Raw genomic sequence first — 10,877 nt, forward strand, 5'->3', positions numbered from 1 at the left:
TGGTGAGGCCCCGCACCGAGCCTGGCGGAACTGTTCCTAGGGGGTCCCCCTAGGAGGGATGTGCAAATTCCCCGAGGGGAATTACTTGGCCTTCTCGAGGATCTCGACGACACGCCAGTGCTTCGACGCCGAGAGCTTCCGGGTCTCCATGAGGAGGACACGGTCGCCGACGCCGGCCTGGTTCTGCTCGTCGTGAGCCTTGAGCTTGTTCGTACGGCGGATGACCTTGCCGTACAGCGCGTGCTTCACGCGGTCCTCGACAGCGACGACGACGGTCTTGTCCATCTTGTCGCTGACGACGAGGCCCTCACGGACCTTGCGGGCGTTGCGGGCGCCCGCAGCGGAGCCGCTGTTCGATCCAGTCTCAGTCACGTTGTTCTCGCTCATCAGGCGTTCTCCACCGTCTCGATGCCCAGCTCGCGCTCACGCATCAGGGTGTAGATCCGGGCGATGTCCTTACGGACGGACTTGAGCCGACCGTGGTTCTCGAGCTGGCCCGTCGCCGCCTGGAAGCGGAGGTTGAACAGCTCTTCCTTGGCCTCGCGGAGCTTGGCGACAAGCTCCTCGTTGCCCAGCTCGCGCAGCTCGGACGCCTTGGTACCGGCCGACATCACAGCTCACCTGCCTCGCGCTTAACGATCTTGCACTTCATCGGCAGCTTGTGAGCCGCACGAGTCAGAGCCTCACGCGCGATCTTCTCGTTCGGGTAGGACAGCTCGAACATCACCCGACCGGGCTTGACGTTCGCGATCCACCACTCCGGCGAACCCTTACCGGAACCCATGCGGGTCTCGGCAGGCTTCTTCGTGAGCGGGCGGTCCGGGTAGATGTTGATCCAGACCTTGCCGCCACGCTTGATGTGGCGGGTCATCGCGATACGCGCGGCCTCGATCTGGCGGTTGGTCACGTAGGCCGGGGTGAGGGCCTGAATGCCGTACTCGCCGAACGCAACCTGCGTGCCACCCTTGGACATACCGTTGCGCTTCGGGTGGTGCTGCTTGCGGTGCTTGACCCTACGGGGGATCAGCATGTCGGTCAGGCCTCCGTTCCGGTGCTCTCAGCAGCCGGAGCGGCGGCGGCGTCGGCCTTGGGGGCCTCGGCAGCGGGAGCCTGCTGCGGCTTGCGACCGCGACCGCCACGCTCGCCACCGCGGCCACCACGGGCCGGGCGGTCGGCGCCGCCACGGGCCGGGCGGTTGCCGGCGCGGGCAGCAGCGTTCTCGGCGCGGACCTCGGCGATGTTCTTGACGTCGCCCTTGTAGATCCAGACCTTCACGCCGATGCGGCCGAAGGTGGTCTTGGCCTCGAAGAAGCCGTACTCGACGTTCGCGCGCAGCGTGTGCAGCGGCACACGACCCTCGCGGTAGAACTCCGAGCGGGACATCTCGGCACCGCCGAGACGGCCACCACACTGGATCTTGATGCCCTTGGCGCCGGCCTTCATGGCGGACTGCATGCTCTTGCGCATGGCCCGACGGAAGGAGACGCGGGAGGACAGCTGCTCGGCGACGGCCTGGGCCACCAGCTGAGCGTCGACCTCGGGGTTCTTGACCTCGAGGATGTTCAGCTGGACCTGCTTGCCGGTCAGCTTCTCGAGCTGGCCGCGGATCTTGTCGGCCTCGGCGCCACGGCGACCGATGACAATGCCCGGGCGAGCGGTGTGGATGTCCACGCGGACACGGTCACGGGTGCGCTCGATCTCCACCTTCGAGATGCCGGCGCGCTCCATGCCGGACGTCAGCATCCGACGGATGGCGACGTCTTCCTTGACGTAGTCCTTGTACAGCTTGTCGGCGTACCAACGCGACTTGAAGTCGGTGGTGATGCCGAGCCGGAACCCGTGCGGGTTTACCTTCTGGCCCATTACCGGGTTCCTTCCTTGCTGCTGACGACCACGGTGATGTGGCTGGTCCGCTTGCGGATCCGGTAGGCACGGCCCTGGGCACGCGGACGGAACCGCTTCAGGGTCGGACCCTCGTCGACGAACGCCTCGCTGATGTACAGCGAAGAGGCGTCCGTGTGGTCGTAGTTGTGCGCGGCGTTGGCGATGGCGCTGTCGAGCACCTTGCCGACCGGCACGGAGGCTGCCTGCGGAGCGAATCGCAGAACAGCCTGAGCCTCCGTGGCGTCCATGCCACGGATCAGGTCCACCACGCGGCGGGCCTTCATGGGCGTGACGCGGATGTACCGCGCCTGGGCCCTGGCTTCCATGGTTGTCCCTTCAGTTACTTACGTGTCTGAATGCGATCCGCTACTAGCGGCGCTTCGACTTCCGGTCTTCCTTGACGTGACCCCGGAAGGTGCGCGTCGGCGAGAACTCGCCGAGCTTGTGACCGACCATCGACTCGGTGACGAACACCGGGATGTGGGTCTTGCCGTTGTGCACCGCGAGCGTGTGGCCGAGCATGGCCGGCACGATCATGGAGCGACGGGACCAGGTCTTGATGACGTTCTTGGTGCCGGCTTCGTTCTGGGCGTCCACCTTCTTGATCAGGTGGTCGTCGACGAAGGGCCCCTTCTTGAGACTGCGCGGCATCTAAACCCGCTCCTAGCGCTTCTTGTTCGTCTTGCGGCGGCGGACGATGTACTTGTTCGAAGCCTTCTTCGGCGAACGCGTACGACCCTCCTTCTGACCCCACGGGGAGACCGGGTGGCGACCACCGGAGGTCTTGCCCTCACCACCACCGTGCGGGTGGTCAACCGGGTTCATCGCCACACCGCGAACGGTCGGGCGAACGCCCAGCCAGCGCTTGCGGCCGGCCTTACCCCAGTTGATGTTCGACTGCTCGGCGTTGCCGACCTCACCGATCGTGGCGCGGCAGCGGGCGTCGACGAGACGGATCTCGCCGGACGGCATGCGGAGGTGGGCCATGGTGCCCTCCTTCGCGAGCAGCTGCACGGAGGCGCCGGCGGAGCGGGCGAACTTGGCGCCACCACCGGGACGGAGCTCGATCGCGTGGATCGTGGTACCGACCGGGATGTTGCGGAGGGCCAGGTTGTTACCGGGCTTGATGTCGGCCGTGGGGCCGTTCTCCACCCGGTCGCCCTGCGAGAGACCACGCGGGGCGATGATGTAGCGCTTCTCGCCGTCCGCGTAGTGCAGCAGCGCGATGCGAGCGGTGCGGTTGGGGTCGTACTCGATGTGAGCGACCTTGGCCGGCACGCCGTCCTTGTCGTGGCGACGGAAGTCGATCACACGGTAGGCGCGCTTGTGGCCACCGCCCTGGTGACGGACGGTCACACGACCGGTGTTGTTACGGCCGCCCTTGCTGTGCAGGGGGCGGACCAGCGACTTCTCCGGCGTGGACCGCGTGATCTCGACGAAGTCGGCTACGGAGGAGCCACGACGGCCCGGCGTAGTCGGCTTGTACTTGCGGATACCCATTTCTCAGTCCTCGTCCGATATCGGACGACTCGACCGCCGTCAGGCGGTCGGGCCGCCGAAGATGTCGATTCGGTTGCCCTCGGCAAGGGTCACGATGGCGCGCTTGGTGTTGGCGCGCTTGCCGAAACCGGTGCGGGTGCGCTTGCGCTTGCCCTGGCGGTTGATCGTGTTGACCCCGGTGACCTTGACCGAGAAGACCGCCTCGACGGCCTGCTTGATCTGGGTCTTGTTGGCGGTGGGCGCGACGATGAACGTGTACTTGTTCTCGTCGAGCAGCGCGTAGCTCTTCTCGGAGACAACCGGCTTGACGAGGACGTCGCGCGGGTCCGTGAAGGTCTTGCTGGTGATCTCGGCCATCAGGCCTCGCTCCCCTCGTTGTTGTCGGCCTTGGGGCCAGACACGAAGGACTCGAGGGCGGCCTGGGTGAAGACCACGTCGTCGGATCGCATCACGTCGTACGTGTTCAGCTGGCCCGGCTCCAGGATGTGCACCTGGGGCAGGTTGCGGGCGGACAGCCACGCGGCCTCGTCGGAGCGCTCGACGACCAGGAGCAGGTTCTTGCGCTCCGAGATCTTGCCGAACAGCGTCTTGGCGGCCTTGGTGGAGATGTCACCCTCGACCACGCCGGTGACGACGTGGATGCGGGAGTGGTTCGCCCGGTCGGAGAGGGCACCGCGGAGGGCGGCGGCCTTCATCTTCTTCGGGGTCCGCTGCGAGTAGTCACGCGGCACGGGACCGTGCACGACGCCACCACCGGCGAACTGCGGGGCGCGGGTCGAACCCTGACGGGCGCGGCCGGTGCCCTTCTGGCGGTACGGCTTCCGGCCACCACCGCGGACCTCGCCACGCGTCTTGGTCTTGTGGGTGCCCTGGCGGGCAGCCGCAAGCTGCGCGACGACGACCTGGTGGATCAGCGGGATGCTGACCTTGGCCTCGAAGATCTCGGCCGGGAGCTCGATGGTCCCGGTCTTGTCGCCGGAGGGCGACAGAATGTCAATGGTGCTCATATCCTCAGGCCCCCTTGGCCGCGGTGCGGACCAGGACGAGGCCGCCGTTCGGACCAGGAACCGCACCCTTGATCAGGAGCAGGCCCTTCTCCGCGTCAACGGCGTGAACGGTCAGGTTCTGGGTGGTCACGCGCTCGTTGCCCATGCGGCCGGCCATGCGCATGCCCTTGAAGACACGGCCCGGGGTGGCGCAGCCACCGATCGAACCGGGCTTGCGGTGCACGCGGTGGGCACCGTGGGAGGCCTTGCCGCCACGGAAGTTGTGGCGCTTCATGGCACCGGCGAAGCCCTTGCCCTTGCTCTTGCCGGTCACGTCGACCTTGATGCCCGCCTCGAAGACCTCGGCGGTGATCTCCTGGCCGAGGGTGTACTCGCTGGCGTCAGCGGTACGGATCTCGACGAGGTGACGGCGCGGGGTGACGTCGGCCTTGGCGAAGTGGCCCTTGAGGGGCTTGTTCACCTTGCGCGGGTCGATCTCGCCGAAGGCGATCTGGACCGACTCGTAGCCGTCGATGTCGTTCGTACGCACCTGGGTCACGACATTCGGGCCGGCCTTGACGACGGTCACCGGGACGACCCGGTTGTTCTCGTCCCAGACCTGCGTCATGCCGAGCTTCTCGCCCAGGATGCCCTTGATGTTCTTAGCCATCTCGCGCGTCACCTCAGAGCTTGATCTCGATGTCGACGCCGGCCGGCAGGTCGAGACGCATCAGCGAGTCAACCGTCTTCGGCGTGGGGTCGAGGATGTCGATGAGGCGCTTGTGCGTGCGCATCTCGAAGTGCTCGCGCGAGTCCTTGTACTTGTGCGGCGACTTGATGACGCAGTACACGTTCTTCTCAGTGGGCAGCGGCACCGGGCCCGCGACCGACGCACCAGTGCGGGTCACCGTCTCGACGATCTTCTTCGCCGAGGAGTCGATGACCTCGTGGTCGTAGGCCTTGAGCCGGATGCGGATCTTCTGTCCCGCCATGGCTACTTCGTAGTCCTGTCTCTCGTCAACGCTCTGGAACCCGGTCGGTTCGCGTCCCTCCTCCGACCCACGCGGTCGGGCGTGTCGCACTCCCTCTACGAAGAAGCCCTGAGGACTTCCCAACCAAGGGGGTGCGGTCCGAGACCGCGAGACGGGGGCGAGACACCCACCGGGTGCCTGGTCGGGGCCCCGCTGACACTTCCCGGAAGATTCCCGTACGTCCGCCCCTGAGAAGGGGCGACGAGTACTGTGGGACTCGCTTCCGGTCCTCCCGGCGGGAGGCGCGCAGCATCGGCACTCAACCGAGCAACCCCGCTAGTCTGCCATACGGGACCTTCCGCCCGCCAATCGGGGGCGAAGACTGTACCCCACGTCACGCGCGGCTACGCACGGCGGCGCGCCCCGCGGCGGGACACGCGCCGCGGTCAGCCCGGGTCGGACGTCCGCCGGGCCGGTGCGGCACAGTACGAGGCGCCCAGGGCCAGCGCCAGCACGCCCGGTACGACCAGCACCGCCGCCGGGAGCGCGCCCTCGTGGAGCAGCCAGGCCCCGAGCAGTCCGCCGGCGAACATGGCCCCGACCGAGGCGAGCCGCCGGACCTCCGGGCGGGCGCCCGCGCCGATGCGGTTGTCGGCGATCTGCGGCAGACCGCCGAGGAAGGCGGCCAGCGCCCGGGTGGACAGGGTGGTGGGCACGTCGGGCACCCGCACCCGCAGCGTGGTCACGTTGCGCAGGCCCATGGCGGCCGCGAGCAGCGCGACCACGGCGAAGTGCCGGCCGTCGACGGGCCCGTCGAGACCCGCCGGCCGGTCGATCCCGGCCCGCCACGCGACCAGCGCGGCGCAGCCGAGGAGCAGCCCCTCGCCGAGCAGGGCGGGCCCGAACCAGCGCCGCCCCCGGACGTCCATGCCCGTCTCGAGCCGCGAACCGAGCACCGCCCCGATCACGAAGCCGCCGCAGGAGACGCCCGCGGCGGCGGGCGACAGGCCGGCGGCGCCGGTGAGCGCGAAGGAGAGCAGGAGGATGTTGCCGGTCTGCATCCCGGTGAAGACCGGCCCCAGCGCGAGGAAGCTGACGGCCTCGATCATGCCGGTCGTCACCGTGAGCACCAGCATGACGGCGGTGAGGACGCCCCCGGCCCTGGGCTTCATGGCTGGACCCTACGACGCCGCCCGGCCCGCCGCACGGCGGAGGGGCGGGCGGGGCGGGGGCCGCGGGGCCGGCTGGTCCGGCCGGCCCCGCGGCTGACCGCGGGCGTGGGGTGCGGGTGATCGCGCGGGGACGTCAGCTGCGGGTGACCGTGCCGCATTCCGGCGACGGCCGGTCGGCGAGGGGCTTGCTGCGGTCGTACGGGTCGGTGGCGGGGCCCGTCGGGGCGGGGTCGGCCGGGGAGGTGGCGGTGTGGTCCTCCGGGAACATCGGGTGGTAGAAGCCGTCGTCGCTGTCGCAGGCGCTGTTGCCGGCGCTGGTGTCGTAGTCGTCCAGGATCAGCCGGCCCTCGGTCACGTCGTACCGGCCCGGCGGGTAGAAGGCGAAGGTGACCTCGCGGCGCACGACGGTGCGGGCCACCTCGTCGGCTCCCGGCCGGGTCTTCACCACCGGGTAGACGAAGGTGTAGTCGGCCCGGACCAGGACCGCGCCCTTGCGGTCGCCCTTTCCGGGCGTGACGGTCATGTGGCCGCGGGTCTTCACCACGGAGCCGACGAGGCGGAGCCGGGACGGGTCGAAGCGGCTGAAGAGGAAGGTCGGGTCGTTCTTCTCCGTCGGCTTCGCCAGCGCCTTCTCCAGCTGCTCGCGCACCCCCGGCTGCTTCGGGTCGATCAGCCGCAGCGCCGCCTCCGGCCGGCCGCCCATGAGGACGGCCGGGTCGAGGTTGGACGCCGTCAGGAACTCCTTGGACGTCTTCAGCGCGGTCTCGACCTGCGCCTTCGACATCCAGCCCGTGGGCTTCGGCTCCGGCAGGGCGATGCCCGCGGCACCGTCGGCCCAGCGCAGGGCCGGGGAGCCCTTGAAGGGCTCCTGGAGGGTCGGGCGGGAGGGGGCGGCGTACTCCGGGGGCTCCGTGGGCAGCGCGGTCTCCGCGGCGAGCGGGGTGGTGTCCTCCGGGCGGTCCGTCCAGCTCGACGGCAGGGCCGAGGTGACGCTCTCCGGCAGCACGCCGGTGACCAGCTGCGGCCGCACGGCGACGAGGGCGAGGGCCGCCACGGCGGTGATGCCGAGGACCGCCCGGGTCCGGCGCCTGCGCTGCGCGCGGCCGTTCATCTCCTGCCAGGCCGGGCCGGTGCGCCAGCCCGCCGGCTCCTGGCGCTTCGTCGCCCGGGTGGCCTTCGGCGGCTTCGGCTGCTTCTTCGGCTTCGCCTCGCGCAGGGCGCGCTCCTGGGCCTCCGTGCCGAGGCCCTGTTCCTTCGCGGCCGCCACGAAGGCGGCCCATTCCGCGTCCGAGACCGACGCTCTGTCGGACCCCTGGTCGGACGGCTCGCCGGACGGCTTGTCGCTCATCGTTCCCACCCCTGGTGTCGCATAGTGCGAAGCGGACGCTCTCACACCGTCCGACCTGCGCAGTAGGCGGGTCCGGCACCCTTGATCGGTTCGTGACGTACGGAGGTTCCCGTGCCCGTGCCCGAGGTCCCACGGCCCGAGGTCCCACGGCCCGGGGAGCCCGAGGCCGGGTTCCCCGGGCCCGCGCTCCCCGTCCTCGCCGCCGCGCCCACGCACCGCACGGCCGTCGCCTGGCTGCCGCCCGACGAGCTGTGGCCGGGCATCCAGGCGGTCCGGCGCGTCCACGACCGGCAGATCCGGCGCTGGCCGCCGCACGTCAACGTCGTCTACGGGTTCGTGCCCGAGTCCGACTTCGCGCGGGCGCTCCCGTTGGCGGCCGAGGCCCTGCGCGCGCTCCCGCCGTTCACCGCGCGCCTCCGGGGAGTGCGCTGGTTCCGGCACCGGCACGACGCCACCGACTGGCTCGACCCGGCCGCCGCCGGCGCCGCGCCCTGGCTGGCGCTCCGCGCGGCCCTGGAGGAACGCTTCCCCCGCTGCGCCGACCCGCGCCCCTTCACCCCGCACCTCTCGCTGGGCCGCAGCCGCGAGCCCGCCGCCCTGGCGGCCGAGTGCGCCGCGCTCCTCGGCACGGCGACCGTGTCCGTCGGCGAGCTCGTGCTGCTCTCGCGCCGCGGCGACGGCCCCATGGAGGTGCGGGCGACCGTGCCGCTCGGGGGACCCGCCGTCCGGCACTGAACCCCGTACCCGGAAAATCCGTCTAGCCGGTCGCACAAGAGTCCGGACGGGGTACGACAGCACGCACGGGGGCGCACGAGCCGTGGACGACAGAAGACCGGCACGGCGCACCGTGCTCGCGGGAGCGGCCGGCGCGGCCGCCGCAGCGGCCGTCGCCGGATGCTCCGTACCGACGCCGCCCGGCCGCACCGCCGCCGCCGACCCGGCGCCCGGCCGGCCGGTCTCCACGGGCCGTCGGGCCCTGCTCCTCCAGGTCGCCGCCCACCCGGACGACGACCTGTACTTCATGAACCCCGACACCCAGCGGCTGCTCGACGCCGGGGTCCCGGTCGTCTCCGTGTACGTCACGGCCGGCGAGCACATCGGCGTGAACCGCGTCGAGGGCATGCCGGAGGCCCCGCCGGACAAGGCCGCCTACTCCTCCGCCCGCCACCAGGGCCTGCGGCAGGCGTACGCGGACGCGCTCGGCGCGGACCGGTTCACGCCCTGGCGCAAGCGGGTCGCCCCGCTCGCCGGCGGGCGCCGCGCCGAGGTGAACACCCTGGAGCACGAGGGCCGCCGGGTCGAGCTGGTCTTCCTCGACCTGCCCATGCACACCCCGCGCCGCTACATGGCGCTGCCCGCGCTCTGGCACGACCGCGCCCTCGAACTGCGCACCCGTCTCTCCGCCGGCTCCCCCGTCGACCGGACCGACGGCTACGACCACGCCGGCCTGATCGACGTCCTCGCCGGGCTGCTCGCCGAGTACCGCCCGACGGTCGTGCACACCCTCGACCCCGACCCGGACATCCAGCACAGCTCCGAGGCCACCCGCAAGCGCGACAGCGAGCAGCGCGGCTACGCCGACCACGGCGACCACACCGCCGTCGCCTCCTTCACCTGGGCCGCGCTGCTGCGCCGGGTCGCCGACGCCACCGCGGCCGGCGAGCCCGTCCCGGCCTTCACCACCACGGCCTTCCGCGGCTACTACAACCGCCACTGGCCCAAGAACCTCCCGCCGCGGGTCCTCGCCGAGAAGGCCGCCCACCTCGTCCTGTACGGCGGCGACCCGTCCTGGGAGTGCGGCAACCCGTCCGGCTGCGGCGACTACGCGGTGGGCGGCGAGCGACCGCTCACCAACCGCAAGGGCTGGGTGCGCGCCACCCACCACCGCTGGCCCGCCGCCGGCCCCGCCGTCACCGAGGAGGCGGGCGGCCGGCTCGTGGCGTACGGCGTGCTCGGGCTGCGCGCGGTGCGCTGGCGCGAGCGGGAGGAGCGCACGGGCGTGTTCGGCGAGCCGGAGGACCTGGGCGGCGGCCCGCTGGCGCCGGTCCTCGCCCCGGCGGCGCTCGCCGACGGCCGGGTGCTGCTCTTCGGCGTGCGTTTCGCCGCGCTGTCGGGGCGCGGCGGCGCCGACCGGCGCGAGGTGGTGCTCCTGGAGCAGCGCTCGCCCGGCGGGCCGTTCCTCGCGTGGCGGGGCCTCGGCAATCCGGAGCGCGGCGACGACCGGGGCCGCCGGATCGGCGCGCCGGTGGCCGTGGCCGCCCCCGACGGCCGGGTCCACCTCTTCGTACGGAACGCGGACAAGGACGTCTCGACGCGGGTACGGGCGGCCGACGGGTCCTGGGGCCGGTGGCGGGCGCTGCCCGTGCAGGAGGAGGTGCAGGACGGGCTGACGGCGCTGGTGGACGGCCGGGGCCGGGTGCATCTGCTGGCGGCGGGCCGCACGGCCGTACGGCACTGGGTGGACGGTGTGCCGGCCGCACCGCTCCCACTCTCCGGCGACCCGGTCGCCGCGGTCCCCGACGGGGGTCACGGGGCTTCCGACGGCGTGCGGGTCTTCTACCGCGCGCCCGCCGACGCCCGTCTGCGGGCGGCGTCCGGCACGGCGCCGGTCTTCCCGGGCTACGGGCCCCTGGCCGCCGCGCCCGCCCCCCGCGGCCCGGTCCTGCTCGGCCGCGACGAGCGTCACCGCGTCCAACTCCACGCCGGCGGACGCCTGTTCACCCGTACGGAAGGGGTCACCGCGGTCGGCGACCCGGTGCTGCACGGCGGCACGACGGTCGTCGGCCTGGGCGCGGACGCCCGCCCCTGGGTGTGGCGGCCGGCCCGCTGACGCATGGCGAAGGGCCCGCCTCCCGGAAGGGAGACGGGCCCTCGACGCGCCCTGCGATCAGGTCACTTGACGAAGTAGCCGGTGATGTCGGCGATCAGGTCGACCGAGCCGGACTTGTTGTAGAAGCTGACCTTGCCGTCCGCGCCGACCGGGACGATCACCAGGTTCGGGATCGTCTGGCCCGCG

15 protein-coding genes are annotated in these 10,877 nt (G+C 71.4%); 2 read left to right on the forward strand and 13 right to left on the reverse strand.

Annotated features, from left to right (window positions below; all coding sequences use genetic code 11):
- Positions 1 to 81 precede the first annotated feature (81 nt).
- From rpsQ to ESG85_RS34720, 13 genes are all read right to left on the reverse strand, one after another.
- Positions 82 to 387, reverse strand: a complete 306-nt coding sequence (rpsQ, locus tag ESG85_RS34660; protein WP_128985130.1) for a 30S ribosomal protein S17 — start codon at positions 385 to 387, stop codon at positions 82 to 84.
- Positions 387 to 611, reverse strand: a complete 225-nt coding sequence (gene rpmC / locus ESG85_RS34665) for a 50S ribosomal protein L29 (RefSeq protein ID WP_128985131.1) — start codon at positions 609 to 611, stop codon at positions 387 to 389. The genes rpsQ and rpmC overlap by 1 nt, the downstream gene beginning before the upstream one ends.
- Positions 611 to 1,030 (reverse strand): 50S ribosomal protein L16, encoded by a 420-nt coding sequence (gene rplP / locus ESG85_RS34670; protein WP_030494257.1) that lies wholly within the window; start codon positions 1,028 to 1,030, stop codon positions 611 to 613. The genes rpmC and rplP overlap by 1 nt, the downstream gene beginning before the upstream one ends.
- A 5-nt stretch (positions 1,031 to 1,035) precedes the next feature.
- On the reverse strand, positions 1,036 to 1,863 hold the full coding sequence (gene rpsC, locus ESG85_RS34675) for a 30S ribosomal protein S3 (RefSeq protein WP_128985132.1): 828 nt from the start codon (positions 1,861 to 1,863) through the stop codon (positions 1,036 to 1,038).
- Positions 1,863 to 2,210 (reverse strand): 50S ribosomal protein L22, encoded by a 348-nt coding sequence (gene rplV, locus ESG85_RS34680; protein WP_031012097.1) that lies wholly within the window; start codon positions 2,208 to 2,210, stop codon positions 1,863 to 1,865. The genes rpsC and rplV overlap by 1 nt, the downstream gene beginning before the upstream one ends.
- Before the next feature lie 43 nt (positions 2,211 to 2,253).
- Positions 2,254 to 2,535 (reverse strand): 30S ribosomal protein S19, encoded by a 282-nt coding sequence (rpsS, locus tag ESG85_RS34685; protein ID WP_023547380.1) that lies wholly within the window; start codon positions 2,533 to 2,535, stop codon positions 2,254 to 2,256.
- A gap of 12 nt (positions 2,536 to 2,547) precedes the next feature.
- Entirely contained in the window at positions 2,548 to 3,384 is an 837-nt protein-coding gene (gene rplB / locus ESG85_RS34690; RefSeq protein ID WP_046908246.1) for a 50S ribosomal protein L2, read from the reverse strand.
- Between the two features lie 39 nt (positions 3,385 to 3,423).
- Positions 3,424 to 3,741: a 50S ribosomal protein L23 gene (rplW, locus tag ESG85_RS34695; RefSeq protein WP_128985133.1), complete on the reverse strand. Its 318-nt coding sequence runs from the start codon at positions 3,739 to 3,741 to the stop codon at positions 3,424 to 3,426.
- A complete protein-coding gene (gene rplD / locus ESG85_RS34700; RefSeq protein WP_128985134.1) occupies positions 3,741 to 4,391 on the reverse strand; it encodes a 50S ribosomal protein L4 in 651 nt (216 codons plus the stop codon). Before rplD ends, rplW begins: the two co-directional genes overlap by 1 nt.
- 4 nt (positions 4,392 to 4,395) lie before the next feature.
- Entirely contained in the window at positions 4,396 to 5,040 is a 645-nt protein-coding gene (rplC, locus tag ESG85_RS34705) for a 50S ribosomal protein L3 (protein ID WP_128985135.1), read from the reverse strand.
- Between the two features lie 13 nt (positions 5,041 to 5,053).
- Positions 5,054 to 5,362, reverse strand: coding sequence for a 30S ribosomal protein S10 (gene rpsJ / locus ESG85_RS34710; RefSeq protein ID WP_003948644.1), 309 nt, complete (start codon positions 5,360 to 5,362; stop codon positions 5,054 to 5,056).
- A 425-nt stretch (positions 5,363 to 5,787) separates the two neighbouring features.
- Positions 5,788 to 6,513, reverse strand: a complete 726-nt coding sequence (locus ESG85_RS34715; protein WP_128985136.1) for a YoaK family protein — start codon at positions 6,511 to 6,513, stop codon at positions 5,788 to 5,790.
- A gap of 133 nt (positions 6,514 to 6,646) precedes the next feature.
- Entirely contained in the window at positions 6,647 to 7,861 is a 1,215-nt protein-coding gene (locus tag ESG85_RS34720) for a hypothetical protein (RefSeq protein WP_128985137.1), read from the reverse strand.
- A 111-nt stretch (positions 7,862 to 7,972) separates the two neighbouring features.
- On the opposite strand from ESG85_RS34720, the gene ESG85_RS34725 reads away from it, so the two are divergent.
- Entirely contained in the window at positions 7,973 to 8,596 is a 624-nt protein-coding gene (locus ESG85_RS34725) for a 2'-5' RNA ligase family protein (RefSeq protein ID WP_128985138.1), read from the forward strand.
- Positions 8,597 to 8,678: 82 nt separating this feature from the next.
- Positions 8,679 to 10,691 (forward strand): PIG-L family deacetylase, encoded by a 2,013-nt coding sequence (locus tag ESG85_RS34730; protein WP_128985139.1) that lies wholly within the window; start codon positions 8,679 to 8,681, stop codon positions 10,689 to 10,691.
- Positions 10,692 to 10,877: the final 186 nt, after the last annotated feature.

This window comes from Streptomyces roseicoloratus (genome assembly GCF_004117935.1).
GTDB classification, from domain to species: Bacteria; Actinomycetota; Actinomycetes; order Streptomycetales; family Streptomycetaceae; genus Streptomyces; species Streptomyces roseicoloratus.